Raw genomic sequence first — 26,153 nt, forward strand, 5'->3', positions numbered from 1 at the left:
CTTTCGATCTTTTAGCCCGCTTTACTCGGGCTCGTCTTCCGACGCTTCCAGCGACAGCGCGACGAAGCGCGGCTCGCCAGCCCGGCGGACGAGAAGCAGGATAGACTTGCGTCCCGCTTCCCGCGCATCTTCGATCCGGGCTTCGAGATCCGAAATGCTGGACAGTTTTTGCTGCCCTGCCTCGGTAATCACGTCGCCGGCGCGCATGCCTTTCTCATAAGCTTCGGACAGATTGTCGATGTCGGACACAACCAGGCCGCTCGCATTGTCGTCCAACTCGAGCTGGCTGCGCAGATCATCGTCGAGCTGCGTCAAGGTCAGGCCAAGGATCTCGGTCTCGGACGGCTCTTCGCTCTCGCCCGGCTGGGCTGCCGGAACCACACCCTCGGCGGCCTCACGGCGACCAAGCGTGACGCGAAGGGTCTGGGTCTTGCCTTCGCGGAAGACGACGACGCGGACAGTCTTGCCGACCTCAGTATTCCCGACGCGGCGTACGAGCGTCCGAGTATCCTCGACTTCGTAACCGTCGAATTGCGTGATCACGTCACCCGCCTGCATGCCGGCTTCTTCGGCAGGTCCTTCGGGAACGTCGGTAACCAGGGCGCCGGCGACTTTCTCGAGGCCCATGGCCTCGGCCACGTCATCGGTCACGTCCTGGATGCGAACACCGAGCCAGCCGCGGCGGGTTTCGCCGAATTCCTGCAGCTGATCTACAACGCGGGTCACCACGTTGGACGCCATCGAGAAGCCGATACCTATCGAGCCGCCATTGGGCGACAGGATCGCGGTGTTCACTCCGACGACCTGACCGTCGAGATTGAACAGCGGGCCACCCGAGTTGCCACGGTTGATGGCTGCGTCGGTCTGGATGTAATCGTCATAGGTACCAGAAAGCTCGCGGTTGCGGGCAGATACGATCCCGGCCGAAACCGAGAAGCCTTGGCCCAGCGGGTTGCCCATCGCAATAACCCAGTCCCCGACGCGCGCAGTGTCGCTGTCGGCAAAGCTGACGAAGGGGAGCGGCCCGTCGGCCTCGACCTTCAACAGAGCAATGTCGGTCTTCGGGTCGGTGCCGATCACCTCTGCCTCGAGCTCGCGGCCAGAGAAAAACTCGATAATGATCTCGTCGGCGGTTTCGATAACGTGGTTGTTGGTGACGATGTAACCGTCTTCGGAAATGACGAAGCCTGAGCCGAGCGCGGATGTGCGGCGGGGCCGGTCACCATTGTTGTTCCGATCCTGGAAGTCCCGGAAGAAATCCTCGAACGGAGAGCCTTCGGGCACGATGGGCGAGGGCCCGGTGCCTTGGGCGACGACGGTCGAGGTGGTGATGTTGACGACGGCCGGGCTGACCTCCTGTGCCAGATCGGCAAAGCTTTCGGGCCGTGCATTTGCGCTGATCGCCTGAGCGATCAGCAGAGCCATCGCCAAGGCCGTAAGCCAGAGCGCGCGGATCGCGGCTGCCGGCGTCATGTGTTGTGAGAGAGTTTGTGCTTTCACGCGAGACCACTCCTTGATCGGTGTCTGAAATAGAGAGCCTGCCGCTTGCGCGAGCGGCCTGCCCGTTCTGGTGCTTATTTAGGGACGCCGTACGCAAACGCCAAATTCACAACAGGATGTCACGTCCATGTGAACGTTTTGTGCGGCAACGTGCAATAGGGACGCGTCACGCCCCCAGCATTTTCGCGCACCACACCAGCACGGCGCCGAACGCCAGCGCCGCAAGGCCGATCAATCTGCGCTGTTCCTCTGGCAGGGCGCGCAGTGCGGCGAGTAGCTGCTCGACAAGCGAAGGGGCCAGTGCGTACACCAGCCCCTCGACGATCAGAACAAGCCCGAGGGCAAGGAACATCGTTGCAATCAATTTGTAACGTCGTCGCTGACGGGATCATCGTCTTCCGTCGTGATATCCTGAGGCGCATCTTCCGTTGGCGCATCTTCATCAGGACTTTCGTTCTCGGCCTCTTCCTCTTCGGCCGCCGCGTCGGCCTCTTGACGCGCTTCCTGTTCGGCGGCGTCTTCTTCCAGGCGTTGCCGCTCGCTCTCCGGCAAGTCTGGCGAGATTTCCGTTTCAGGCGCCATCTCGCGCAGGCGTTCCATATCGAACTCCTCCAGCGCGACCTCTCCCAGACCGTCGGCACGCACGGCCTCGAACATCTGTCCGAGGAACCCGCTTTGCGGCGAGAAGACGATCGTGGAGTTCTCTTCGTTCATCGACCTTTCCAGTGCGGTAAGCGAGCGATAGAATGCGAAGAAATCTGGGTTGTTGCCGAATGCTTCGGCATAGATGCGATTTCGCTCGGCATCGGCCTCGCCCCGTGTGATCTCGGCTTCGCGTTCCGCGTTCGAGACGGTCTCGACTACGGTACGATCCGCCGCGGCACGCACACGTTGCGCGGCCTCGTTACCCCGGGCAATCTCGTCGGCAGCCTCGCGTTCACGCTCTGCCCGCATACGTGCAAATGTCGCCTCGAGGTTCTGCTGGGGCAGGTTGGTCTGTTTCAGGCGGACGTCGACGATCTCCAACCCTAGGCCGGCGGCACTGGCACGGGCCTGCTCCAGTATGCGTACGGCGAGGTCACGCCGCTGTGGCGAAAGAATCGTGTCGGATGTCACCTGATCGGCACCCAGCACCTCACGGATCTGGGCATTCAGAACCGAGGCGAGGCGATCTTCGGCAACGCGTGTGCCGCCAATACCCACGGCCTGCCGGAACTGGACGACATCGGCAATACGGTAGCGCGTGAAGGCATCGACCACGAGGCGGCGGTCATCCGAAGGTGTCACCTCGATCGCATCGGTATCGAGCGACAGGATCCGGCGGTCATATCGTACCACATCCTGAATGATCGGGATCTTGAAACCAAGACCCGGCTCTTCGACCACTTTCTTGATCTGGCCGAATTGCAGCACCAGCGCTTTCTCTCGTTCGTCCACGATATATAGCGACGACAGAAGGCCCATGACCGCAACGGCCAATACGGGAAGAAGAAGGGCGGATTTACGCATCAGTTCGATCCTCCGTTTCCGGACTGGCCAGAGCGGCGCAATTGGTCGAGGGGCAGGTAGGGCAGTACGCCCTCGCCGGACGCCCCGGTGGATTCATCAAGGAGGATCTTCTCCATTTTGCCGAGCGTACGTTCCACGGTTTCGAGGTACAGGCGACGCTGTGTAACTTCCGGTGCCTCGTTAAACTCCTGTGCCACGGCGATGAAACGGCTGGCTTCACCGATGGCTTCGTTGACAACGCGTGCGCGGTAGCCCTCGGCCTGTTCCAGCACTTGCGCAGCTTCACCACGAGCCTCGGCCAGAACGCGGTTAGCGTAGGCGTCGGCCTGGCGTTGCAGACGATCACGCTCTTGTTCGGCGGCCTGCACTTCGCGGAAGGCATCAATCACCTCGCGCGGCGGATCGGCGGTGTCGAGGTTGACCCGGACGATGTTGATGCCGCTGTCGTATTCGTCGAGCGTGGACTGGATGTTCTCACGCGCGGTATCGGCGATGATGCCACGGTCCCGGTTGAGGATCGGCGCCAGGTTCGTCGCCGCGATGATCTCACGCATGACGGCCTCGGACACGGCCTGAACCGTCAGTTGAGGGTCACGAATGTTGAATAATAGCTTGGCGGGATCGTTGATGTTCCACACGACCTGAAAGTCGATGTCGACGATATTGGCGTCGGTGGTCAGCATAAGCCCGTCGCCGCCTGCGGCACTGCTGCGCCCGCTTCCGATATTCTCGGTGCGTTCAGAGGTGACGTTCACGACCTCGGCCGACACCAGTGGCCACGGTGCGAAATTCAAACCAGGGTCCCCGGTCGAGTAATATTCGCCAAGAAAGAGTTCCACGGACTGTTCTTCCGGCTTGACGGTATAGAAGCTCGCGGCTGCCCATAGCGCCACGGCAATCAAGGCACCGATCACAATCGTGCCGCGGCCAAATCCGGGTCCGCCGCCGCCATCGCCGCCTACGCCGTTCCCGCGACCCCGGCCGCCGCGACCGCCCATCAGAACGCGAAGCTGGTCCTGACCCTTGCGCACCAGCTCGTCGATTTCGGGGATCTGCGAGCCGCCTTCGGGCGGGCGCCGGTTGCCGTTGCCGCGGTTGCCGCGATCGTCGTCACCACCACCGCCCCGGTTGCCTCCACCGCCGCCCCACGGGCCGCCAGAATGTCCAGCCATGAAATCTCTTCCCTTCATCCAAACGCGCAAAGCGCCATCCCTGTGTCATAACTGTGCACAACAGTCAAAAATTCAACCGCTCCGCATGGGGTCCCGCATGGTCACGATCTCTTCGGACATCGTCGGGTGTACGGCAACGGTGCGGTCAAAATCGGCTTTCGTCGCACCCATCTTGACTGCGATGCCAGCCAGCTGGATCATTTCGCCCGCATTCGGTGCGACGATGTGGCAGCCCATGACCCTGTCGGTTTCCTTGGAAACCACCAACTTCATCAACACCCGGTAGGGCTGTCCGGCAAACGCCGTGCGCATCGGGCGGAACGATGTGCAGTAGACGTGCACGGGTTCTTGCTCCTGGGCTTCTTCCTCCGTCAGGCCCACCGTGCCGAATTCGGGTTGGGTAAACACCGCGGACGGTATCAGTTCGTGATCGATCGGCGTCGGGTTGTCTTTGAACACGGTCTCGACGAATGCCATTCCTTCGCGGATCGCAACGGGGGTCAGATTGACCCGGTTGGTCACATCCCCGATGGCGTAGATCGAAGGGACAGACGTCTGACTATACTCGTCCACGACGATCTGACCGCGGCGACCCAGTTCGACGCCCGCCTCCTCCAACCCCATGTCCATTGTGTTCGGAGCACGGCCGATGGCAAAAAGGACCGCGTCGAATTCAGCTTCCTTGCCGTTGGTGGCCTTCACCCGGATCGGGCCCTTATAATCGTCCGGAACGTCGGCTTTATGTGAAAGCTCTCCTGCCGGAGCCCCCATCGAGGCTTCCGATTCGGTGAATTCAGTCTCAGCTGGGCGATCCTCGCTTGCTGGCGCCATTTCCACGATATTGGTACCGAAATGCAGGTCAATGCCTCTCTCGCTCATGCCTTCTGCGATAATGCCGCGCGCCTCCTCGTCGAATCCGCGCAGGATCTGCGCGCCGCGATAATACAGCGAAACGTTCACTCCGAGCCCGGCCATAACGCAGGCAAATTCACAAGCGATATAGCCGCCGCCGACGATCAGGATGGACTTGGGCAGCTCCTCCATATGGAAGATGTCGTCGGACACCATCCCGAGTTCGGCATTGGGCAGGTCCGGGCGTATAGGGTGACCGCCCGTGGCAACGAGGATATGTTTCGCCGTAACCTCCTCGCCCGTAGACATGATGATCGTGTTGGCGTCCTTGAGACAGGCGCGACCGTCGAACATCGTGACGCCGGAATTTTCCAGAAGGCTGCGATACACGCTTTCGAGCCTGTCGAGCTCGCCGTGCAGGCGATTGCGGAATCCGGGCCAATCGAAGGCACCCAGCTTCATGTCCCAACCATAGGCTGCGGCTTCGGCGGGGAAGGTCGAAAACTCCGATGCGAAAACCATCAGTTTCTTGGGGACGCAACCGCGGATCACGCAGGTGCCGCCATAGCGGTCCTCTTCGGCCAGGGCGACTTTGGCGCCGCTGGCGCTAGCCACACGCGCCGCCCGGACGCCACCGGAGCCGCCGCCGATGACGAAAAGATCAAAGTCGAATGCCATCGCCATTGTGCCCTCAGTCCTGCAAGTCGGTGAAAAGGTTGTCGGTCTCTATAAAGTCTAGCCGATCTTCCTCGACCGTGCCTTCGTTGATGTCGCGCGTTTCAACACGCCCGTCGCCGTAGCCGAGTATAACGACGTCGCAAATGTCGATGAACAGGCCATTCTCGACGACACCGGGCATCTGGTTCAGAACCATTGCCAATTGATGGGCGTTCCCGATGCGACCGAGGTGAAGATCAAGAATGTAGTTCCCCTCATCCGTAACGTAGGCGCTGTCGCCGTTCATGCGCAAGGTCGTGTCCCGGCCTAGAACATCCATCGAAATCAGCATTTCCTCGATCAGTGACTTGGTTGTCTGCCATCCGAAAGGAATGACTTCGACCGGCAAGGGGAAGGCGCCGAGTTTTTCGACCTCCTTGCCGACATCGGCGATGACGATCATCTGATCCGACGCCGTCGCCACGATCTTCTCCTGCAGGAGCGCTCCGCCGCCACCTTTGATGAGGTTCAGGTTGCCGTCGAATTCATCCGCCCCGTCGATGGTCACGTCGATCCAACGGGCCTCGTCGAGGCTGATGACCTCGATGCCGACCTCGCGCGCAAGTTCAGCCGTTCGCGTCGATGTCGGGACACCGCGGATCTTGAGGCCGTCTTCCCTTACAAGTTCTCCAAGACAGCGTACCATCCAGGCCGCCGTGGATCCGGTTCCGAGCCCGACGCGCATGCCGTCCTCGACATAGTCGACGGAGCGTTTCGCGGCCACAAATTTGGCTTTGTCGATCGGTGACAGCTCTCCGGTCATGCGCATCTCTCCATCAGGCAGGCGTTGTGGCCCGCGTTATAGGGAGTTTGCGCGTCAGGGGCGAGGGGTCATTTCAAGACCAAGGCAGTTCGCCCCTATTGTGCCCGGATCGTCGCCGGATCCGAAGAAATCGCGGAGGGAAAAGTTTTCGTGCTGGTCGACTCGCCGCCGAAAAAGACAATGACGCCTGCGGCGAGAAGTAGGATGAACCCTGTTGTCTGCATTTCCGTGCTCCAAAATCGGAGTGAACGTGATGTTTTAGCGAACGTGTCAAACCGTTCGTGGTTCCACTATGACGTGAGTCGGTTAACTGAACGTGAAATTAAACACGGCAATGGCGTGGATTGCCGGACCGGCGTCGGTTTTGGGCGGCTTCGGATATGCGATGCATCCTAGTGATCGCTTGGGCGAGGGCCCCGAATGTTCTAGGTTCGCAGCCATGTTTCTCTCTGTATTTGATATGTTCAAGATCGGAATCGGTCCGTCCTCCTCGCACACGATGGGGCCTATGGTGGCGGCCGCCAGATTTCTGGACCTGATGCGCGCCTCACCATTTGAGTTTCATGGCCTGCGCGCAAGCTTGCACGGATCGCTCGCCTTTACCGGGGTTGGACATGCAACTGACCGCGCAACGATCCTCGGCCTCGCCGGGTTCCGCCCGGAAACATATGACAATGAAGAGGCCGAAGCGGTCCTTGCGGAAATCCGCGAAACGGGCACGGTGACGCCGCCGGGCCTGCCATCCCTACATTTCCATCCCAAAGAGGACCTTCAGTTTGATTTTGGCCCGAACCTGCCCGGGCATGCCAACGGAATGATCTTCATGGCGATCGACAGACAGGGCGACGTGATCCTGCAAGAGACATACTATTCGGTCGGCGGCGGGTTCGTCCTGACGGCTGATGAACTCGCCGCGGGTCGCGATACCGACGATGGCCCGCCGGTACCCTATCCTTTCAAGAGCGCGGCCGAAATGCTGGAAATGTCCGAAACCAGCGGCAAAACCATCGCCGAGATGAAAAGGGCCAACGAGATCTCGCGCGGCGGCTCCAAAAATCTGCAAAGCGGCGTGGCGCGCTTGTGGCAGGTTATGGACGACTGCATCGAACGCGGTCTCGCCAATGACGGGATCCTGCCCGGTGGCCTTAAGGTGCGTCGCCGGTCCAAGGCGATCTACGAGGCGCTTCTCGCGGAGCGCGGCACGAACCTGAACGCGCCACACAAGATCAACGACTGGATCAGCATCTATGCCATGGCCGTGAACGAGGAAAACGCCGCGGGAGGGCAGGTCGTGACAGCGCCGACCAACGGCGCGGCAGGGGTTGTGCCGGCAGTCATCAAGTACTGGCTGGAGCATGTGCCTGGGGCCAATGAACGCGACATCGAAACGTTTCTTCTGACCGCAGCGGCGATCGGCGGCCTGGTGAAGTTCAATGCGTCGATCAGCGGTGCCGAGGCAGGTTGCCAAGCCGAAGTCGGCAGTGCGTCCGCCATGGGCGCTGCTGGGCTGGCTGCGGTGCTGGGCGGCACACCCGCTCAGATCGAGAATGCGGCCGAAATCGCGTTGGAGCACCACCTTGGCATGACATGTGACCCGGTGAAGGGGCTGGTGCAGGTACCTTGCATCGAGCGTAACGGGCTTGGTGCGATCAAGGCTGTAAGTGCCGCGAGCCTGGCCCTCCGCGGTGACGGGGTCCATCTTGTGCCGTTGGATGCTTGCATTGAAACGATGCGCCAGACTGGCGAGGACATGAGCGAACGTTACAAGGAAACCTCGCTGGGCGGTCTTGCCGTCAACGTGCCGAATTGCTGAACGGGCCCGTCTCTAGAAGCTGTCTGCTGCGGTTAAGGGCTTGACGCCGCATCATTTCTGACACGCACTAGCGCCTGTTTCGCGTGAGGCGGTGACGCCTCTCAATCCGAAAGGTATTCATGTCAGAAAACGCTCCCAGAACAACGCTCGGAATCTTGCTAATGGTGGGGTTTTCATTGATCGCGCCCGCGATGGATGCGTCGGCCAAGCTGATCGGAGATGCGTTGGCAGTGGGCCAGATCGTTGCGGCGCGGTTCGGCATACAGGCGGCGATACTCTTGCCGCTGGCCCTGGCCATGGGGTGGTTGCATCGCCCCGGGTTCGGCGAAAGCGCTTTGCATCTTGTGCGCGGGGCCTTGATCCTGCTGGCGACTGCATGCTTTTTTCAAGCGCTGCGGTTCATGCCCATCGCGGATGCAATCGCGGTGTTCTTTGTCGAGCCTTTCATTCTGACTCTTTTGGGTGGAATCCTGCTTGGTGAGCCAATCGGGCCGCGGCGCTATGCGGCGTGCGCTGTCGGGTTCGTAGGCGCGCTTTTCGTCATTCAGCCTAGCTTCAGCGAGGTGGGGCCGATCGTGATGTTGCCGTTGGTCACCGCCGTCTGCTTTGCCTTCTACATGATCCTGACCCGAAGGATGGCGGCCCGGATGCATCCGATTTCCATGCAGGCCTATACGGGGCTTGCCGCGCTGCTTCTTGTGCTGCCGGTCCTGTGGATATTCGATGGCTCTGGCGTCGCGCCGTTGGACCCGTCTTGGCCCGGACAGCGCGAAATGCTTTTGCTCGTTGCGGTAGGGCTTATCGCGACGGCCAGTCACGTCTGTATCAGCTTCGCGCTGAAGCTGGCACCCGCATCCGTGCTCGCGCCTATCCAGTATCTCGAAATCGTCGGTGCCAGTGTTCTGGGCTATATCATATTCGGGGATCTGCTGGATGCCACGACCCTGTTCGGTATCGCACTGATCGTTTCGGCAGGGCTTTACGTCTTCGTTCGCGAAAGGCGGCTGGAGCGTCGCCCTATGCCGGCCCCCTGATACGTCACGCAGTGGATGCCGTGGCCGACCAGGTGGCGGCATTCTGCAGGAGCACATCGACAGCCGCTTCGAAAGCTGTGGCGGGCAGGATCAGCAGCATTTTCGGTGCGGTGACGTGAAGCGAAACGGGGCCCGTCGCTCGGTTGGATGTTCCGACACGACCATCCGGGGTGAATGTCAGCCCCGAGATCGGCCATTCCAGACCTTCTGACATCCCCTCCACTATGCCGAGCGGAAAGAGAGACACAGGTGTGCCCGGGGGAAGATCCAGGGCAATGGAAGGTGGCGCGAGGAACACGATGTCGGTGCCGTCCAGCAGAATGCAGCGGCGGTGCGGATAGCGTACCAGCGCATTGAGGTTGGCCAGGTGGTGGTCGATGCGGCGGCCTGTGAACCCGACACCAAGGATCAGCGGCGCGTCGACGTTGCGCAAGCATTTCTCGAAATCGGTGCTGTCCTGCTCAGAAATGTGATACAGTCGGTCTGGCGACAAAGTGGCGCGCGTCTCATCGCTCAACGAATCAAAATCGCCGATTACGGCGGAGGGAACCAGGCCCGCTCGTTTGACGCTGTCAGCACCACCATCTGCTGCAACGACATGGTTACCGACGGCGAGGGCGCGCTTCAGATCGTTTTCGCCAAGCTGGCCACCTCCCACCAGCGTAACAGGGTTCAATTGGTGAACAATCACGATGAATTTCCGACATTAACCACTATTTTGGAAACAAGACACATTCTGGCCTCGAAATGATACGGTAAAGTTCTAAGAATCGGGCCGCTTTCGTCGCTGCGATCATGGTAAAAATTATGATTGCAGGCAAAGTAGAGCGAGCGAAAAATGGTAAGTACAAGCAAAATTCTGACCGTATCTTACGGCACGTTCTCGTGCACGTTGGAAGGTTTTGACGATTCGTTCGAAACCATGAAGGCGATTGCAGAGTATTTCCGCGACTTGGCCGCTGACGACAGATACTTCGGAGCAGAGCCGCCGACCCCGGACGCAGAAATGCTCGCCCGCATTGCCGAGCGCGAGATTTCGCGCCGCGTAGAAGCCCGGGAAGAGCAGGGAAAAATCCATCTGCGCGCAAATGAAAGCCAAGGCGCCGCCGAGGCTCTGACCCATGCCGCTCCGGTCGCTGCGCCTGCAACGGAGGAATCAGCCCAAACCGCGCCTTACGCGGAAAGCGCTCAGGCTGGGGAAGAATTCGCGGCGAAGAAAAACCCCGAGGCGCCGGAAGCTCCGGTGAACGATGCCTCCGAAACGGACTCCGAGACTCCCGAGATGGCGAAAGACCTCTCATCTGCCTCCGAGGAGCCTGACGAGGAGGTTTCCCAAGAAGCGGTGCAGTCCGACCCAGAAAAAGAGATCGCGTCGGAAGAAGATGACACCACGTCTGAAGTTGCGGATGAAAGCGAAGCGAAAGAAACCAAAATTGCTTCCGAAACGGAAGAGGTTCTCGCCGGGATCGAAATAACGGACGAGGCGCTTCCCGATGTTGCGGAAGCCCAGGCTGATCATTCCGAAGCTGGCTCGCAGGAACACGCCCGGCAGGTTCCGCAAAATGAGGTTGAAAATCATACTCCTGTGGAGACAGGAGCAGAGAAAGCCTCTGAACAAGAAGACGATTACTCGTACGATGCCGACCTCGAGGCGTTCATAGCCGATGCCGCTGTTGACGAGGCTGGTGCCTCGATGCCGGATGAGCCCGAGCAAGACGAGAATGTTGCCACTCCGGTTGTCGACGAAGCCGCCAATGCCGCCGCTGAGGCGGATGCCCCCGATATTTATAAGGAAGGAAAAAAGCCGGACGCCGAGTTCGATGGCGAGCTTGTCGAAGCTCCGGTCGTCAACGACGATACTGACAGCGTGGCGGAAAAGCTTCGCCGGATCCGCTCCGTCGTGTCGCAAAGCCAATTGGACTACGGAGCGTCCGAGTACAGCGAGGACGAGCACGCCTACGGCACGATGGGCAACGCGTCCGACGAGTTGGATGAGTTGCTGAAGGGCCCCTATGACGAAAGTTATGAAGAGGCTGACGACGCTGCTCCGATGGACGCGGCAGTCTCGGTGAAAGACGCTGGTGACGGTGCGCTCGAGCCTGAGCCCGCGTACGATGACGCCTCGGAGCATACTGTCGCCAAAGACGGCAGCGACGCAGCGGCCCATGAAGGTCTACCGTCGGAAAAAGCCGATACGTTGCAGACGTTTGTCGAAGATGTGGCTGATGACGACCTCACCGACGAGGATGAGGCCGAAGATATGCTGGAAACGGACCTCGACGCCGCTGTGATCGTGGATGACGACACTCTTTCGCAACTGCTGGCGGATGCCGCGCCCGAGGGACCCCGGCGCGCCGAAGTGCCCGGCATTGCAGAGAATTTGGAAGACTCCCCTGCTGAAGTTATCGAAGACGGCAACGCTCCGGAATCTCTTTTCGCCGACCTTGACGACGCGCTCGAAACACATGTGCCTGCATCGGCAGACAGAGGTGGGGCGCCGTTCGTTCTGGGCAATGACGCCCGTGTCGCAGAGCGCGATGAGGAAACGGCTTCGCGACCGCTGAACGCTCGCGTACTCAAGATGAAAAAGTCCGAGTTTGAGACGGCGGTCACGCAAGGCATGATTGTGGAAGAGGTCGAGGCGGTTGAAGCCACCCACCTTGGCGACGAAGCAATCCTCAGCCCCGAAGAAGAAGCTGATCTGCAGCGCGAATTAGCCGAGGTCGAGGCGGAACTGGCCGAACAGAACCCGCAGAGCGACGGCGATGCGAAAGACGATCTGTCGAACGTGGCGCACGCGGAAGAAGCCCAGGCAGACGAGGATGATCTTCAGGTCGAGCAAGGCCCGAAAGATGCCGCTTCAGACACCGTCGATGACGACATTTTGGCGGATGAAACCTCTGCATCGGAAATTCGGGCAGAAGCCTCGACTTATTCCGAAGACGAGCAATACGATGCCCTGCCCACGGCTGAAAACCGTGAAGCATTCGACGCGCTGGACGAGACTGAAGCAGTCGATGAGGAATTCCCGGCCGACGACACCCGGACCGAAGAGACGGCAGACAAGCCCCGCCGCGGACTGTCGCGTTTCCTTGGAATGGGAAAACGCGCCCCTGAGGACGAAAAGCGCATATTCGAGGAAGCCGACAGCCAGATGGGCGACAAGGATGCCAGCATGCGGCGAACCGCAATTCAGCATCTGCGCGCTGCCGTAGCCGCGACCAAGGCCGAAAAAAGCGCCGGAGTCGACGTTGACCTCGGAGTAGACGAGACGCCTTATCGATCTGACCTGGCCGAAGTGGTTCGCCCGCGCCGCCCCAACACAGCAGCGCCAACAACCCGGTCGGCGCGCCCGAACGAACAACGCCCCGCACCGCTCAAACTGGTGGCCGAGCAACGTGTCGATACGGAACGTGCCCCCGTGCGTCCGCGTCGTGTCGTTTCAGTGCCCGCATCGATGCCCGCGGCAAATGACGGTGGCTTCACGGCGTTCGCGGAAGAGATGGGCGCGACCGGACTTTCCGATCTGCTCGAGGCAGCGGCCGCCTACATGTCTGATGTCGAGGGCCATTCGGAATTCACCCGACCAATGCTCATGGGTAAGCTGAAGGAAGTGAACCGCGGTGATTACAGTCGCGAAGATGGCCTGCGCTCGTTCGGCCAGCTTCTGCGGCAAGGGAAGCTGCGCAAGGTTCGGGGCGGACGTTTCTCTGCGACGGAAGAGACCGAGTTCCGGGCCGAAGCCAGAAACGTCGGCTAACTGACTCCAAACTTGTCGTTGAGGGCCCCCGGTCCATTTGCCGGGGGTTTTTCCGTATCAGTGAATGCCGTGGAACGCCCGTCGCCGCACATCGCAAGGGGGCTCGCCGTACCTTCTTTGGAACCAACGTTTCATGAGGGTGACGTTGGAGAAACCGCATGCAATGGCGATTTCGCCCAAAGGCAATGCGGTTTGTGTCACGAGGTCATGGGCTCGGTCGAGACGCAGGTCGCGATAAACCTTGAGCGGAGATCGCCCCAGCTTCTCGGCGAAGCCGCGTTCGAGCTTGCGGGCTGAAATGCCGATAATGTCAGCGACTTGCGAGACGCTCAGGGTATCCTCGATGTGGTCCTCCATGATCTGGAGCGCATCAGAAATCATGTCGCACCCTTCGGCCCGCCGGTGCAGGCGCCATCGTTCGCCCGAGCAGTTACTGTCCTGCGTATCAGGGCTTGAAATGCCCAGATCGCGGGCCAGTGCAGCTTCGGTGAAATTCCCTTCTCGTGCACCGATCAGTTCGACCATCATGCGGATCGCCGCCGCCGGGCCGGTGGCGCTGCTGAGCGCTTTGTGATGGCAAGTCGTGTCGCTGTGCAACTCCAGACTGGCGCAGGTTTCCCGTACGGCCGCATGGAATGCGGCGTGGACTGACAAGCGTTTGGCCCCCAGCACGCCCGTTGCCAAAGGCACAAAGACGGCACCCCCAACCACACAAACCCGCGCGGCGTTCCTGATCGCGGCGCGCAGCTTCGATACTTCCGACCTTGCGGGTCTCCAGGGCATGTCCACGCCGCCTACCAGCACCAGCACTTCATCCGGTGCACAGCTGAGTGTTGCCCGCCGCGAAACCGTGGCATCAACGCAATTCCAGCTATAGATTTCTTGACCCAGAATACTATTGGCGCGTCGCAGGACATGGATGCAAGTTTCCGCGACGAAAGCGTTTTCTGCATTCTGCACGACAAAAACGAACTTGTCCGAAAGGCTGCGCTGGTCGCGCAGCGGGCGCGGGTCGGATGTACCGACGGGATCGAGGTTTGAGAGGTACATGTCTTGATTGACTTTCCCTATTGCGAACGGATCCCTGAATTCCGTGCTTGATTTCTGACCTTTAAGTTACGTTGACGAGCGAGGTCTCGACCGCGTGCAGAAAGGACCCTGCCGAGGAGGATGCTGAGAGGAGAAGATAGGCGTCTGGGCCAGTACGAAGGATCAGCACGCCAAGATGTTCCATGACCGTGCGCGCGGCAGCACCTTCGACAAAGGCGTCGGGGTGCAGGTCGATCGGGCAGATGCGTTCCAGCGCGGTACGCGCGAGCGGGCCGTCGAGCACGAGGCCGGACCAGACATCGGTCTGGTCGGTGGTGTAGGCCGCACCCTTGAGCAGGTTTTGCACATGCGGTTCGGCATCGGGCGTCGCGCGGGTGAAGATCGCGAAGGCCTGGTCGGGGCCAAGGCGCACCAGGCGGGTTTCGTCCTTGCCCATGACAGAGAGACCCGGCGCGGGCAGGTCGGCGTCGAAGGCGGATCTGATCGCTTTCAGCGCCGCGTCCTCGGCCCCGAGGGGCAGGGCGATGGACACGATCGCCAAGTCGGCGGGCGCGTGAAGCCGCGTGTCGCCGAAGCTATGGTCAAAGCCCTTGAGGGGCAGTTCCGAGGTGAGGGTGAAATCAGCCACGCAGACGCTCTCCTTCCGGGTCGACGAAATGGGCCGAAACGATTTCGACCTCCATCTCGGTGCCGTGGACGGGGCTGACCGCGCGGACGATTTCGCCCATGCGCTCGTGCCCGCTCTTGATGAAGCCCAGGCCAATATGGTGACCGAGGTTGGGCGAATAGGCGACCGAGGTCATCCAGCCCTGGTCATGCTCCATGTCGGAAGGGGCATGCTTGTTCAGGAAATGCGAGCCCGCGATCAGTTTCTTGTCCCGGTCGACCGGGCGGAAGCCGACCAGCCGCACGGCATCTTCGCGGGTCAGTTCGGGGCGTTGGGCCAGGACCTGGCCGATGCATTCCTTCTTCTGGCTGACCATCTTGCCCAGCCCGATATTGTGGGCGGTGGTCTGACCGTTCAGCTCGTTGCCGGTGCAATGACCCTTTTCGATCCGCATGACGCCCAGCGCCTCGGTCCCATACGGTGCCGCATCGAACTCCTTGCCGGCCTCGTTCAGCACCGCCATCATGGAGTTACCGAACCGCGCGGGCACGGCGATTTCATACGCCATCTCGCCCGAGAACGAGATCCGGAAGAGCCGCCCGGGCGTGCCGCCGCAGACGGTGACGTGACCGCAAGCCATGAAGGGGAACGCCTCGTTCGAGATGTCGTGGTCGGCGTCGATCACCTTGCGCAGGAGGTCGCGGGATTTTGGCCCGGCGACGGCGAACTGCGCCCAGCCGTCGGTGGTGGAGATCAGGTGCACGTCCATGTCGGGCCAGAGGCACTGGCGCGCGAATTCCAGACGGCGGAAGACCGTGACCGCGTTGGCGGTGGTGGTGGTCATCACGTAATGGTTCTCGTCCATCCGCGCGGTGGTGCCGTCGTCGTAGCAGATCCCGTCCTCGCGCAGCATCAGGCCATAGCGGACCCGGCCGACCTTGAGGGTCGAGAAGGTGTTGGCATAGACCTTGTCGAGGAAGGCGCCGGCATCCTTGCCCTGGATGTCGATCTTGCCCAGTGTGGTGACGTCGCAGATGCCGACACTCGTGCGGGCCGCCTGGGCCTCGCGGTCGACGGAATCGCGCCAGCCTTGCTCGCCCGGACGCGTGTACCATTCGGCCCGCAGCCAGTTGCCCACGGTGACGAAGCTGGCGCCGTTCTCCTCGGCCCATTTGTGGCTGGGGGTCAGGCGGTAGGGGCGGAAATCCTTGCCGCGCGCGCGCCCGGCCAGCGCGCCGATGGGAACGGGCGTGTAGGGCGGGCGGAAGATGGTGGTGCCGACCTCGGGGATGGTCTTGCCGCGTTCCTCGGCCAGGATCGCGAGACCCGCGATGTTCGAGGTCTTGCCCTGGTCGGTGGCCATGCCCATCGTCGTGTAGCGCTTGAGCAGCTCGACCGAGCGGAAACCCTCGGTATTGGCGAGCTTGATGTCCTTGACGGTGACGTCGTTCTGCAGGTCGACCCAGGCGCGGTGCCTGCTTTGCTTGACGTGCCAGAAGGCGGCAGCCTCGCGCGGTTCATCCTCGGCCTGCGGCAGGTCGTCGGCGGTGGATTTGATCCCGAGCGCGTCAAGTTGTGCGGTGGCCTGGGCCTGCCCCTCTGCCAAGGCGGCGGCGAGGGTCATGGCGCCGTTCGCCGCCCCGGCGACGGCCATGCCGACGGGCAGGTCGCCACCCGGCACGAAGGCGCAGAGGTCGTCGCGCCATGTGGGGCGGCCGCGTTGGTGGCAGGTGAGGTGCACGTTGGGGTTCCAGCCGCCGGACACGGCCAGCGCGTCGACGGGGATGACCTGGCCGTTGGTCAGGGTGATCGACTTCACGCCCTTGCGCCCGATTGTGTTCATCACCGCCTCGCCCGCGACGTGGCGCACGCCGGGCAGGTCGATGGGGGCAGGCCTGTCACGGCTGTCGACGACGACGGGCACCTCGACGCCCTTTGCGATCAGGTCGGCGGCGGTGCGCCAGCCGTCGTCGTTGTTGGTGAAGACTGCGACGTGCTTGCCCGGGGTGGCGGCATAGCGGTTGGCATAGCTGCGCACGGCGCTGGCCAGCATGATGCCGGGGCGGTCATTGTTGCCGAAGGCGATGGGGCGCTCGGTGGCGCCAGCGGCCAGAACGGCGCGCCTGGAATAGATGCGCCATAGGACCTGGCGCGGCTTGCCGCCGCCATCGGCGAGGTGATCGGTGCAGCGTTCGAGCGCGCCGTAGATGCCGTGATCGTAAGCACCGTAGACGGTGGTGCGGGGCATCAGGCGGACGTTGTCCATCGACGCCAGCTCGGCGGCGGTCTCTGCCGCCCAGTCGGTGCCGGACATCCCGCCCAGTTCCAGCGTCTCGGAGTTGAGGCGGCCGCCGGGGCGGAAATCCTCGTCGGCGAGGATCACGCGGGCGCCGGAGCGCGCGGCGGTCAGCGCGGCCATCAGGCCCGAGGGACCCGCGCCGATGACCAGCAGGTCGCAATGCAGGAAGCCCTTGTCGTACGTGTCGGGGTCGTCCTTCATCGACAGTCGGCCAAGGCCGGCGGCGGAGCGGATGATCGGCTCGTAGAGCTTTTCCCAGAACGCCTTGGGCCACATGAAGGTCTTGTAGTAGAAGCCCGCAGACAGGAAAGGCGATAAGAAGTCGTTGACCGCCAGGAGGTCGTATTCCAGCGAGCCGCGATGGTTCTGCGAGGTGGCGTTGAGGCCATCGAAGAGTTCGACCATCGTGGCGCGCGTGTTCGGCTCCTGGTAGGCGCCGTCGCGCAGGTGGACCAGCGCGTTGGGTTCCTCGGAGCCGTCGGTGAACACGCCGCGCGGGCGGTGATACTTGAACGAGCGGCCCACAAGAAGCTGGCCGTTGGCCAGCAGCGCTGAGGCCAGCGTGTCGCCGGGATGGCCCCGAAACCACTTGTTATTGAAGCGGAACTTGATCTCTTTCGAGCGGTCGATCAGGCCGCCCGTGATGCGGTTCTTCTGGCTCATTTGCCGCGCCCCCGTTTGCGCGCGACGTCGCGGGCCAGTTCGACTGCCGTGATCTCGTGCGTGAGGGTGTTGCGCGTGACCACCAGCCACGAGCGGTCACCCTGTTCGTGGTACCAAAGCTCCTGGTGCTGGCCTGCGGGGTTGTCGCGCAGGTAGCCGTAGCTGTGGAACTGTTCCATCGCGTCGTCGGCCTGCCAGTCGGGTCGGTCGATGAGGGCGGCATCGCCGAGATAGACGAACTCGGCGGCGTCGCGCGGGCCCAGAAGGGGATGGTCGATGATCATGTCTGTGCGCCCCTCAATGCAGGTTGGGCTGGTTGCCCATGCCCTTTTCGTCGATCAGGTTGCCGGTCATGAACCTATCCAGCCGCATTTGCGTGGCGGTGGGGTGCGGCTCGTCCCTGGCGAGCAGGTGGGCATAGCAGAAGCCCGACGCGGGCGTGGCCTTGAACCCGCCATAGCACCAACCGCCGTTGAAATAGAGCCCGTCGATATGGGTCTTGTCGATGAAGGGCGAGCCGTCCATCGACATGTCCATGACGCCACCCCAGGACCGCAGGAGGCGGGCGCGGCCGATCATCGGCATGATCGCCATGCCGCCCTCGCAGACATCCTCGACAACCGGAAGATTGCCGCGCTGGGCGTAGGTGTTGTAGCCGTCGATGTCGCCGCCGAAGACCAGCCCGCCCTTGTCGGACTGGCTGACGTAGAAATGGCCGGCGCCGAAGGTGATCACGCCGGGGAGCGTCGGCTTCAGGCCCTCGGACACGAACGCCTGCAATACGTGTGATTCAATGGGCAGGCGCATGCCGGCCATCGCGGCGACACGGCCGGAGGAGCCGGCGACGCACATCGCCACTTTCTTGGCGCGGATGGGGCCGCGCGAGGTCTCGACCCCGAGGCAGCGGCCATTCTCAATCTGAAAGCCGGTGACCTCGCAGTTCTGGATGATGTCGACGCCGCGGCTGTCGGCGCCGCGGGCATAGCCCCAGGCGACGGCGTCGTGCCGGGCGGTGCCGCCGCGGCGCTGAAAGAGGCCCCCCTTGATGGGGAAGCGGGCGTTGTCATAGTCGAGGAACGGCAGTTCCTTTTTCAGTTGCGCGGCATCGACCAGTTCGGCGTCGGCGCCGGCCAGGAACATCGCGTTCGCGCGCCGCACGAAGGCGTCGCGCTGGCCGTCTGTGTGAATCAGGTTCAGGATCGACCGCTGCGAGACCATCGAGTTGTAGTTCGTGTCCTGCTCGAGGTTTTCCCAAAGCTTCATCGAGAATTCGTAGAACGGCTCGTTCCCTGGCAGCAGGTAGTTGGAGCGGATGATCGTGGTATTGCGCCCGATATTGCCCGAACCCAGCCAGCCCTTTTCCAGAACGGCGACCTTGGTCAGACCGAACTCCTTGGCGAGGTAATAGGCCGTCGACAGGCCATGCCCGCCGCCGCCGATGATGACGATGTCGTATTCCGCCTTGGGCTCGGGCTCGCGCCAGACGCGCGCCCAACCCTTGTTGCCGGTCAGGCCTTCCCAGAGGACCTTGAACCCACTGTAGCGCATAAGATGATTTCCCACGGTTGCTGTAATCAGTTTGCGGTATTTCGCGGCGAATGGACTTTTCCAAAAAAGACGGATAGTTTCCGATTATGGACAATATTGGTTCAAATTTGGATGCTTCCCGCCGAATCGGGGTCCTGCCGATTCCGGGGTTCGCGATGATGTCCTTCGCCGCGCTGACCGAACCGATGCGTGCGGCGAACCTGCTGGCGCGGCGGGAGCTTTACCACGTAATTACCGTAGGAAGTGACCTGGATCCGGTGCCGAGCTCCGGGGCGGGCATGGTTTTGCCCGAAATCGAAGTGGGCGAGACCGACGTGTTCGATTACCTCTTTGTCGTCGCGGGCGGGGACCCCACGCTTTATAACGACCGCGCGGTGCTGAACTGGCTGGCGCGGCTGGCGCGGGCGGGTGTGCCACTGGGCGGGGTTTCGGGCGGACCGATCATTCTGGCGCGGGCGGGGCTGATGAATGGGCGTCGCATGACGGTCCACTGGGAACATGCCGGTGCGCTGGCAGAAATCTCGCCCAGCCTGGTACTGGAACGCTCCCTTTATGTGATCGACCGGGACCGGGTGACCTGTGCGGGGGGAACCGCGCCGATGGATTTGATGCACGCTCTGATCACACAGCATCACGGCGCGCATTTCGCCCGGTTGGTTAGCGACTGGTTCATGCATACAGAGGTTCGCCCTTCGGCCGGGCCGCAGCGGTCGGGGTTGGTGGAGCGTGTAGGGACGACGGTGCCTGCAATTCTGGACGCGGTAGAGGCGATGGAGGCGAACGTGGCTGATCCGCTGGAGCTGTCTCGGCTGGCGCAGGTGGCCGGGCTGTCGCCCCGGCAGTTGAACCGACTGTTTCACGACAAGCTGAGGAGGTCGGTGATGCGCTATTACCGCGAATTGCGGCTGGAGAAGGCGCAGAGCCTCTTGCGCAACTCACCGTTGAGCCTGACCGAGATCGCTTTGGCCACGGGCTTTGCAAGTTCAGCGCATTTCTCGCGCGCATACAGTGCACGCTTCGGGCAGCCGCCTTCGGCCTATCGCTAGGTTTACGTCACGTGGTGTTCGGTTTGCGCCCGATGGCTTGTCATGGTCGCGCGGCACGTTAAGGTTCGGCAAAGCAAAGGTGAGGGTCCCCATGCATATTCTGGTCCTGCAACATGAACGCGTCGAGCATCCGGCCGTTTTCCGCAAGTTTCTCAAGGAAGACGGTCACACCTGGGATGCGATCGAGTTGGACGAGGGCGAGGCGTTGCCCGAGAGCATGGACGGCTACGATGCGCTGTGGGTCCTTGGGGGGCCCATGGACACGTGGCAGGAGGACGAGCACCCTTGGCTGAAAGCGGAAAAGGCTTTCATCCGCGAGGCGGTCGAGGGGCAGGGTGTGCCGTATCTTGGCCTTTGCCTCGGCCACCAGCTGCTGGCCGATGCGCTTGGCGGCGCCGTTGGCCCGTCGAAGACGCCCGAGATCGGAGTGCTGGACGTGCAATTGACCGAGGCTGGGGCAAGCGGCGTGTTCTTCGATGGGCTGCCCGAGGTATTTCAGGCCTTGCAATGGCATTCGGCCGAAGTGACCGCGCTACCTGAGGGCGCTCAGGTGCTGGCCACGTCCCCTGCCTGCCCGGTGCAGGCGATGAAATGGGGAACGCGCGCCTTTTCGATGCAGTTCCATATCGAGATCGAACATGACACGGTGCAGGCTTGGGGTGAAATTCCAGAATACGCCCAAGCTTTGGAAAAGGCTCTGGGTCCGGGTGCGCTGGACGCGTTTCAGGAAAACTGCTCCAAGCGCATGGGTGAGTTCAACGAGATGGCTGAGCGTATCTACATCAACTGGCTACAGGCGACGGCGCGCACCTGAGTCGGGTAATACAATTAACTCGTAGAGCCGGCGAAACGGCGGCTCAAGGATCCTGGCCCCACCCCTCGGATTGCATTTCGCGCAGGCGGCTTGCGGTACGTTCGAACTCGAAACTGCCCTCGCCCTCGACATAAAGATATTCGGGCGCTGCGGCGGCGGAACAGATAAGACGCACCTTCGCCTCGTAGAGTGCGTCGACCAGGGTCACGAAACGCTTGGCCTCGTTGAAATTCGACCGGCCGAGTTGTGGGATGTTCTCCAGCACAAGCACGCGGGCCGCCTGGGCGAGCGCGAGGTAGTCCGCAGGCCCCAAAGACCGACCGCACAGGTCATAGAAAGTGGCCCGCGCAACACCGTTGTGAAAGGCGGGTATCTCGACCTCGCGTTTATTCACCACCAGGGTCAGCGGCTGACTTTTGCCTTCGGTCAGATCCTGCCAGATCGCGTTGATCTTGGCGCGCGCTTCGGGGTTGTTTGGTGTGAAATAGGTCGGACTGCCAGCAAGGCGCCCCTGCCGGTGATCGGTGGGGCTGATCATTTCGTGGATGACCATCCTTTCCTTCAAGAGTTCGATGAAGGGCAGGAAAAGTTGCCGGTTGAGGCCATCTTTGTAAAGGTCGTCGGGCACGCGGTTGGAGGTTGTCACCACGGCGACGCCGGAATCGAACAGCGACTCGAACAACCGGCCAACGATCATCGCGTCGGTGATATCCGTGATCTGCATTTCGTCGAATGCGAGACAGCGCACCGAATCGGCGACGGACTTGGCCACCGGGGCAAGCGCATCTTCCTTCCCTTCGGCGCGCGCCTTGTGCATGCCGGCATGAATTTCTTGCATGAAGGCGTGAAAATGCACGCGGCGCTTTGGGACCGTCAGTGTGTCGACAAACATATCCATCAACATGGATTTGCCGCGGCCGACGCCGCCCCAAAGGTAAAGACCCATGGGAGCTTCCACCTGCCTGCGGAAAAATCCCTTCTTCTGAGGTTGCGCAAGATCGGCGCGAAGCCGTTCCAACTCTTCCACCGCGGCGACCTGTGCTTCGTCACGCTTCAGAACGCCTTCGGACACCAAACGCTCATATCTGTCGGGCACAGTCTCCATGCACTCTGGATATCGAAGCGGCGCAGGCGTGGAAAGCACGAAGCAGATCGCGAAACGGAATTGTGTGCATCACAATCCATAAATTGACGGCGGGTCGGGCTCGGGTAAATCTGCGCGGGTTGTTCGGAGGATGCGATGCAGAAAGCGGCGCCACTTTTCACGTCTGTCCTTGTGGCGGGCTGCCTGATCATGCTCGTTTCGTTCTCGATCCGGGCAGCCTTTGGCGTGTTCCAGATCCCGATTGCCGAGGAATTCAACTGGCTGCGGGTGGAGTTCAGCCTTGCCATAGCAGTTCAGAACCTGGCCTGGGGGATCGGCCAGCCGATATTCGGCGCGATTGCCGAAAAGGTGGGCGACCGCAAGGCCATCATCCTCGGTGCATTGATGTATGCCGCTGGGCTGGTCCTGTCGTCCTTTGCAACGACGCCGCTGGCGCACCAGCTTTACGAGGTGCTGGTGGGCTTCGGTATCGCGGGCACCGGGTTCGGCGTGATCCTGGCCGTTGTCGGCCGCGCGAGCAGCGACGAGAACCGCTCGATGAGCCTTGCCATCGCGACGGCGGCCGGATCGGCGGGGCAGGTGTTCGGCCCGCCGATCGCGGAGTACCTGTTGTCGATGATGGGCTGGCAGTCGGTCTTCCTGATCTTCGCGGCGGCGATCCTGGCGGTGCTGGCCTGCCTGCCGCTGATGCGGGCGCCGGAGCCTGTCAGCACGGCGGAGCTGGAAGAGACGATGGGCCAGATCCTGGTCAAGGCGTTCCGGGACCCGAGTTACACGCTGATCTTCCTTGGCTTCTTTTCCTGTGGCTATCAGTTGGGGTTCATCACGGCGCACTTCCCGGCCTTCGTGACGGAGTATTGCGGGCCGATTGCGGCCGGCAGCGTGTTGCACAACATGGGGGTGACCACGACCTCGGCGCTGGGGGCGGTGGCCATCGCGCTGATCGGGCTGGCCAATATCGCGGGGACGCTGACGGCGGGGTGGCTGGGCAAACGCCATTCCAAGAAACTGTTGCTGGCCGGAATATACACCGGGCGGACGCTCGTCGCGGCGGCCTTCATCCTGTTTCCGATCACGCCGACCAGCGTGCTCTTGTTCTCGGCGGCGATGGGGTCCCTTTGGCTGGCCACTGTGCCGCTGACCAGCGGGCTGATCGCGCATATCTACGGTCTTAGATACATGGGCACGCTTTACGGGATTGTTTTCTTCAGCCACCAGTTAGGCAGTTTCCTAGGTGTCTGGTTAGGGGGGCAGTTGTATGATATGTATGGCAACTATTCGCTTGTCTGGTGGATTGGCGTAGGAGTGGGCGCATTCTCGGCCATCGTACATCTTCCGGTGAAAGAACGAGTCCTGCCGCGTGGTGCCTTGGCCTGACGGCAGTCCTTTTACTTGCTGCGGTGGCTGTCCCTGCCGCGGCAGATGTCGACAGCTGGATCGCAACCCAGCCCGAACGCTATCGGGCCGCCCTTCAAGCGGGACAGGACGACCCGGTCTTTGCCACCTATCGGGATCAATGCCCGGCGGACGTCTACCGGACCCCTGCACAGGACACCAGCGGTACGCGGGATTGCACGGATCGGCCCGGATGGTGCATGGCTTTGTGTCGCGCGGGGCAGGCAAAGGCGTGTTTCGGGCTGGCGCGAGCGGTCGAGATCGAACTTGACGTCAACGGTCAGGCCAATGTCAAGTTCCCCTTCTTCATGGCAGCCTGTGCCGCAGGCGATGCCAACGGCTGCACCAATGCCGGGGCGACCGCGAAGAAAGGCAACTGGATTCAGAACACTCGCCCCGATGCGGCCGCGACATCGCATTGTCAGGTCCGAACCTATGAAACAGCCTGCGATGCCAAAGCGCCTTGGGGGTGCTTCATGCTGGGGATGGAGTACGAAAGCAACGGGGCAGAATCCGGCAAGACGCGCGATGCGTTGGAGCGTGCGTGTGATGTCGACCCGGATGGCAGCGCCTGCGATGCCGCAAGGGCACGGCTGGGTCAGCTCTCCGAGTGATCGGCCACGCGAAGACTGTCCAAAATGGCGGTCACTTCGGAGACGTGAGTGTAGGCCAGCGCATGACCCGCCCCGGATATGACCACGTTGCGGGCTGACGGGTTCAACTCCGACAGCCGGTCGCGGCCCGAGAGGGGGATAACATCGTCTTTTTCTCCCCATATTGCAATCGTGGGTATTCGCGCCTCACCTATGGCCCGGTGCGCAAGTGCCATATCCTCGTCCATGATGCCGCGCAGCGAGGCCATGACGGCTGGCGCAAAGCCGTGCTTGCGAGTTTCTGCGATCTGCATGTCCACCATATCGGGAATGGCTGAGGGCAAAGCGCGCTCGGCGTCCAGCGCGCGACGGAGACTGCGGCCATAAAAGCCCAGCATCATCCACCGGCCAAGTGCGGGGTGGCTGACAGCCATATCTGCCACCGGCCCAAGATCGTGGCCCAATCCGGCCGGTGCGATGAGGCAAAGCTGGCGCAGACGGTCGGGGTGACTTGCTGCAAAGCCGGATGCGATGGCGCCGCCCATCGAATACCCCAAGACCGTTATGTCACCTTCAACGCCCTCGTGATCGAGCAGCGCGAGGAGCTGGGCATTAAAAAAGCTGCTGTCCTGCACCCCCTTCGGACGCGCGGAAAGGCCCCGGCCATAAAGATCATAGACCAGAACGCGAAACCCCATATTCGTCAGGTGCTCGGCGATTGGCCCCCAGACGAAGCTCGGTGTTGTTAGCCCGTGAATACAGACCGCGACCGGACCATCCTTCGGTCCCTGCCAACTGAAGAATGTCGCGCCGCCCGGCAGATTTGCCGTCTGGCCAGAGGCGACGGCGCGGTGTCGATCGCCGACGCGGGAACGGACGGCTTCGGCCGCGAAGGGTGCCGCCGCGATTGCGGCGCCGGCGGCAACAAGCGCCCAGCCGATCAACCGCCGGCCTGCCAGGCGTCGAGGATGTACCGGCTGGTCATCAGGTCCAGATGCGCGCCTCCGCCATTCTTGAACAGCGTGATCTCGTCTTCGCAGCGCCGATTGAACAAATTGGGCTCGTAATAGTCGGCCACGAGGTGGTCACGGTTGATCGCACCGGCCTCGAGCGGGATCTTGATCTCGCCGATATGACCGACCGTTGTGTCATAACTGTCGACGAAGACGCGGGCGCGTTGCAGGGCGGCGTCGTCGGCCTCTCGCATGTCGGGGCGATAGGCGCCGATCAGGTCGATATGCTGGCCCGGCTGGAACCAGTCGCCCTTGAGCACCGGCTCGGTGGACATGGTGGCCGAGGTGACGATGTCGGCGGCGCGCACGGCGGTTTCCAGGTCGTCCGCGACGCTCAGGCCGGGGCAATCTTCGGACATAGCCTCGGCATTGGCACGGGTGCGGTTCCAGACGGTGAATCGCGCGTCGGGAAATCCCGCACTGTAGGCCTGAAAGAGCGAGCGGCCCACGGTGCCTGCGCCGACGATCAGGATATTGCGGCTGTCGGGCCGGGCCAGGCGTCGGGCGGCAAAGAGGCTGTCGCCCGCGGTTTTCCACTTGGTCACGAGGTGGAAGTCGATGACCGCCTCCAGACTGCCAGTCGTATCGGAAAACACGCTGACCGATCCGTTGATCATCGGTTGGCCCTTGTCAGGGTTGCCGGGAAAGATCGTGGCGGATTTGACGGCCAGACCCATGCCGTCGATCCACGCGGACCGGCTGAGCAGCGTGTCGGGGTCGCGGTAGAGGAACGTGTCGCCGATCTCGGCCTTGGGGCGCATGTGCCCGGCTTCGAAGGTGTCGCACAGTGCCAACCAGTTCAGTAGCGCCTCGCCTTCGTCGAAGGGAATGATGGATATGCTCATGGGGGCGCTCCTTGCTGGTTGTTTCGCAAGGTATGCGTGCTGGCGCGGTTGGCGT

22 protein-coding genes are annotated in these 26,153 nt (G+C 61.9%); 7 read left to right on the forward strand and 15 right to left on the reverse strand.

What is annotated here, in order from left to right; all coding sequences use genetic code 11:
• Positions 1-21 precede the first annotated feature (21 nt).
• The 6 genes from RBB31_RS00880 to rpiA form a co-directional block, all read right to left on the reverse strand.
• Positions 22-1,473: a DegQ family serine endoprotease gene (locus RBB31_RS00880; protein ID WP_306127372.1), complete on the reverse strand. Its 1,452-nt coding sequence runs from the start codon at positions 1,471-1,473 to the stop codon at positions 22-24.
• A gap of 193 nt (positions 1,474-1,666) precedes the next feature.
• Positions 1,667-1,852: a DUF2065 family protein gene (locus tag RBB31_RS00885; RefSeq protein WP_306127373.1), complete on the reverse strand. Its 186-nt coding sequence runs from the start codon at positions 1,850-1,852 to the stop codon at positions 1,667-1,669.
• An 8-nt stretch (positions 1,853-1,860) separates the two neighbouring features.
• On the reverse strand, positions 1,861-3,009 hold the full coding sequence (hflC, locus tag RBB31_RS00890; RefSeq protein WP_306127374.1) for a protease modulator HflC: 1,149 nt from the start codon (positions 3,007-3,009) through the stop codon (positions 1,861-1,863).
• Positions 3,009-4,181 (reverse strand): FtsH protease activity modulator HflK, encoded by a 1,173-nt coding sequence (gene hflK / locus RBB31_RS00895; RefSeq protein ID WP_306127375.1) that lies wholly within the window; start codon positions 4,179-4,181, stop codon positions 3,009-3,011. The genes hflC and hflK overlap by 1 nt, the downstream gene beginning before the upstream one ends.
• 72 nt (positions 4,182-4,253) lie before the next feature.
• Complete coding sequence (locus RBB31_RS00900) at positions 4,254-5,711, reverse strand: FAD-dependent oxidoreductase (RefSeq protein ID WP_306127376.1); 1,458 nt, start codon at positions 5,709-5,711, stop codon at positions 4,254-4,256.
• Positions 5,712-5,724: 13 nt separating this feature from the next.
• Positions 5,725-6,513 (reverse strand): ribose-5-phosphate isomerase RpiA, encoded by a 789-nt coding sequence (gene rpiA / locus RBB31_RS00905; protein ID WP_306127377.1) that lies wholly within the window; start codon positions 6,511-6,513, stop codon positions 5,725-5,727.
• Positions 6,514-6,952: 439 nt separating this feature from the next.
• Here rpiA and RBB31_RS00910 point away from each other — a divergent pair, with 439 nt between their 5' ends.
• Both RBB31_RS00910 and RBB31_RS00915 read left to right on the forward strand, forming a co-directional pair.
• Positions 6,953-8,326: an L-serine ammonia-lyase gene (locus RBB31_RS00910; RefSeq protein WP_306127681.1), complete on the forward strand. Its 1,374-nt coding sequence runs from the start codon at positions 6,953-6,955 to the stop codon at positions 8,324-8,326.
• A 119-nt stretch (positions 8,327-8,445) separates the two neighbouring features.
• Complete coding sequence (locus RBB31_RS00915) at positions 8,446-9,360, forward strand: DMT family transporter (RefSeq protein ID WP_306127378.1); 915 nt, start codon at positions 8,446-8,448, stop codon at positions 9,358-9,360.
• 4 nt (positions 9,361-9,364) lie between these two features.
• On the opposite strand, the gene RBB31_RS00920 is transcribed toward RBB31_RS00915, so the two are convergent.
• Entirely contained in the window at positions 9,365-10,051 is a 687-nt protein-coding gene (locus RBB31_RS00920; protein WP_306127379.1) for a thiamine diphosphokinase, read from the reverse strand.
• Positions 10,052-10,198: 147 nt separating this feature from the next.
• On the opposite strand from RBB31_RS00920, the gene RBB31_RS00925 reads away from it, so the two are divergent.
• Positions 10,199-13,120, forward strand: coding sequence for a hypothetical protein (locus tag RBB31_RS00925; protein WP_306127380.1), 2,922 nt, complete (start codon positions 10,199-10,201; stop codon positions 13,118-13,120).
• A gap of 57 nt (positions 13,121-13,177) precedes the next feature.
• Here the strand turns inward: RBB31_RS00925 and RBB31_RS00930 are convergent, their stop codons facing one another.
• The 5 genes from RBB31_RS00930 to RBB31_RS00950 form a co-directional block, all read right to left on the reverse strand.
• The gene (locus tag RBB31_RS00930) at positions 13,178-14,170 is read right to left on the reverse strand and encodes a helix-turn-helix domain-containing protein (RefSeq protein WP_306127381.1); all 993 of its coding nucleotides are present in this window, start codon (positions 14,168-14,170) and stop codon (positions 13,178-13,180) included.
• Between the two features lie 61 nt (positions 14,171-14,231).
• Complete coding sequence (locus RBB31_RS00935) at positions 14,232-14,798, reverse strand: sarcosine oxidase subunit gamma (protein ID WP_306127382.1); 567 nt, start codon at positions 14,796-14,798, stop codon at positions 14,232-14,234.
• Entirely contained in the window at positions 14,791-17,739 is a 2,949-nt protein-coding gene (locus tag RBB31_RS00940) for a sarcosine oxidase subunit alpha family protein (RefSeq protein ID WP_306127383.1), read from the reverse strand. The genes RBB31_RS00935 and RBB31_RS00940 overlap by 8 nt, the downstream gene beginning before the upstream one ends.
• A complete protein-coding gene (locus tag RBB31_RS00945) occupies positions 17,736-18,023 on the reverse strand; it encodes a sarcosine oxidase subunit delta (RefSeq protein WP_306127384.1) in 288 nt (95 codons plus the stop codon). Before RBB31_RS00945 ends, RBB31_RS00940 begins: the two co-directional genes overlap by 4 nt.
• A gap of 13 nt (positions 18,024-18,036) precedes the next feature.
• The gene (locus RBB31_RS00950; RefSeq protein WP_306127682.1) at positions 18,037-19,287 is read right to left on the reverse strand and encodes a sarcosine oxidase subunit beta family protein; all 1,251 of its coding nucleotides are present in this window, start codon (positions 19,285-19,287) and stop codon (positions 18,037-18,039) included.
• A 155-nt stretch (positions 19,288-19,442) separates the two neighbouring features.
• On the opposite strand from RBB31_RS00950, the gene RBB31_RS00955 reads away from it, so the two are divergent.
• Together RBB31_RS00955 and RBB31_RS00960 are read left to right on the forward strand one after the other, a co-directional pair.
• Positions 19,443-20,333 carry a GlxA family transcriptional regulator gene (locus RBB31_RS00955; RefSeq protein WP_306127385.1) on the forward strand — a complete coding sequence of 297 codons (891 nt, stop codon included), beginning with the start codon at positions 19,443-19,445 and terminating at the stop codon, positions 20,331-20,333.
• A gap of 91 nt (positions 20,334-20,424) precedes the next feature.
• Positions 20,425-21,147 carry a type 1 glutamine amidotransferase gene (locus RBB31_RS00960; protein ID WP_306127386.1) on the forward strand — a complete coding sequence of 241 codons (723 nt, stop codon included), beginning with the start codon at positions 20,425-20,427 and terminating at the stop codon, positions 21,145-21,147.
• A gap of 43 nt (positions 21,148-21,190) precedes the next feature.
• Here RBB31_RS00960 and zapE read toward each other — a convergent pair whose 3' ends face one another.
• On the reverse strand, positions 21,191-22,252 hold the full coding sequence (gene zapE / locus RBB31_RS00965; protein WP_306127387.1) for a cell division protein ZapE: 1,062 nt from the start codon (positions 22,250-22,252) through the stop codon (positions 21,191-21,193).
• 135 nt (positions 22,253-22,387) lie between these two features.
• Between zapE and RBB31_RS00970 the strand changes: the two genes are divergently transcribed.
• Both RBB31_RS00970 and RBB31_RS00975 read left to right on the forward strand, forming a co-directional pair.
• Positions 22,388-23,629: an MFS transporter gene (locus RBB31_RS00970; protein ID WP_306127388.1), complete on the forward strand. Its 1,242-nt coding sequence runs from the start codon at positions 22,388-22,390 to the stop codon at positions 23,627-23,629.
• Positions 23,630-23,652: 23 nt separating this feature from the next.
• Complete coding sequence (locus RBB31_RS00975) at positions 23,653-24,261, forward strand: hypothetical protein (RefSeq protein ID WP_306127389.1); 609 nt, start codon at positions 23,653-23,655, stop codon at positions 24,259-24,261.
• Here RBB31_RS00975 and RBB31_RS00980 read toward each other — a convergent pair.
• Together RBB31_RS00980 and RBB31_RS00985 are read right to left on the reverse strand one after the other, a co-directional pair.
• Positions 24,246-25,184: an alpha/beta fold hydrolase gene (locus tag RBB31_RS00980; RefSeq protein ID WP_306127390.1), complete on the reverse strand. Its 939-nt coding sequence runs from the start codon at positions 25,182-25,184 to the stop codon at positions 24,246-24,248. The two genes, RBB31_RS00975 and RBB31_RS00980, sit on opposite strands and share 16 nt — an antisense overlap.
• Positions 25,181-26,098, reverse strand: a complete 918-nt coding sequence (locus RBB31_RS00985; protein WP_306127391.1) for an ornithine cyclodeaminase family protein — start codon at positions 26,096-26,098, stop codon at positions 25,181-25,183. The genes RBB31_RS00980 and RBB31_RS00985 overlap by 4 nt, the downstream gene beginning before the upstream one ends.
• Positions 26,099-26,153: the final 55 nt, after the last annotated feature.

The organism is Roseovarius sp. MMSF_3350, from assembly GCF_030733425.1.
Classification (GTDB): Bacteria; Pseudomonadota; Alphaproteobacteria; order Rhodobacterales; family Rhodobacteraceae; genus Roseovarius.

Excerpts from the sequence above, each read along its gene's own strand:
- rpiA (WP_306127377.1), bottom strand. The coding sequence starts at position 6,513 with ATGACCGGAGAGCTGTCACCGATCGACAAAGCCAAATTTGTGGCCGCG.
- RBB31_RS00910 (WP_306127681.1), top strand. The coding sequence starts at position 6,953 with ATGTTTCTCTCTGTATTTGATATGTTCAAGATCGGAATCGGTCCGTCC.
- RBB31_RS00950 (WP_306127682.1), bottom strand. The coding sequence starts at position 19,287 with ATGCGCTACAGTGGGTTCAAGGTCCTCTGGGAAGGCCTGACCGGCAAC.
- RBB31_RS00930 (WP_306127381.1), bottom strand. The coding sequence starts at position 14,170 with ATGTACCTCTCAAACCTCGATCCCGTCGGTACATCCGACCCGCGCCCG.
- zapE (WP_306127387.1), bottom strand. The coding sequence starts at position 22,252 with ATGGAGACTGTGCCCGACAGATATGAGCGTTTGGTGTCCGAAGGCGTT.
- RBB31_RS00970 (WP_306127388.1), top strand. The coding sequence starts at position 22,388 with ATGCAGAAAGCGGCGCCACTTTTCACGTCTGTCCTTGTGGCGGGCTGC.
- RBB31_RS00885 (WP_306127373.1), bottom strand. The coding sequence starts at position 1,852 with ATGTTCCTTGCCCTCGGGCTTGTTCTGATCGTCGAGGGGCTGGTGTAC.
- RBB31_RS00925 (WP_306127380.1), top strand. The coding sequence starts at position 10,199 with ATGGTAAGTACAAGCAAAATTCTGACCGTATCTTACGGCACGTTCTCG.
- hflK (WP_306127375.1), bottom strand. The coding sequence starts at position 4,181 with ATGGCTGGACATTCTGGCGGCCCGTGGGGCGGCGGTGGAGGCAACCGG.
- RBB31_RS00880 (WP_306127372.1), bottom strand. The coding sequence starts at position 1,473 with ATGACGCCGGCAGCCGCGATCCGCGCGCTCTGGCTTACGGCCTTGGCG.
- RBB31_RS00900 (WP_306127376.1), bottom strand. The coding sequence starts at position 5,711 with ATGGCATTCGACTTTGATCTTTTCGTCATCGGCGGCGGCTCCGGTGGC.
- RBB31_RS00960 (WP_306127386.1), top strand. The coding sequence starts at position 20,425 with ATGCATATTCTGGTCCTGCAACATGAACGCGTCGAGCATCCGGCCGTT.
- RBB31_RS00940 (WP_306127383.1), bottom strand. The coding sequence starts at position 17,739 with ATGAGCCAGAAGAACCGCATCACGGGCGGCCTGATCGACCGCTCGAAA.
- RBB31_RS00955 (WP_306127385.1), top strand. The coding sequence starts at position 19,443 with ATGATGTCCTTCGCCGCGCTGACCGAACCGATGCGTGCGGCGAACCTG.
- RBB31_RS00915 (WP_306127378.1), top strand. The coding sequence starts at position 8,446 with ATGTCAGAAAACGCTCCCAGAACAACGCTCGGAATCTTGCTAATGGTG.
- hflC (WP_306127374.1), bottom strand. The coding sequence starts at position 3,009 with ATGCGTAAATCCGCCCTTCTTCTTCCCGTATTGGCCGTTGCGGTCATG.
- RBB31_RS00985 (WP_306127391.1), bottom strand. The coding sequence starts at position 26,098 with ATGAGCATATCCATCATTCCCTTCGACGAAGGCGAGGCGCTACTGAAC.
- RBB31_RS00945 (WP_306127384.1), bottom strand. The coding sequence starts at position 18,023 with ATGATCATCGACCATCCCCTTCTGGGCCCGCGCGACGCCGCCGAGTTC.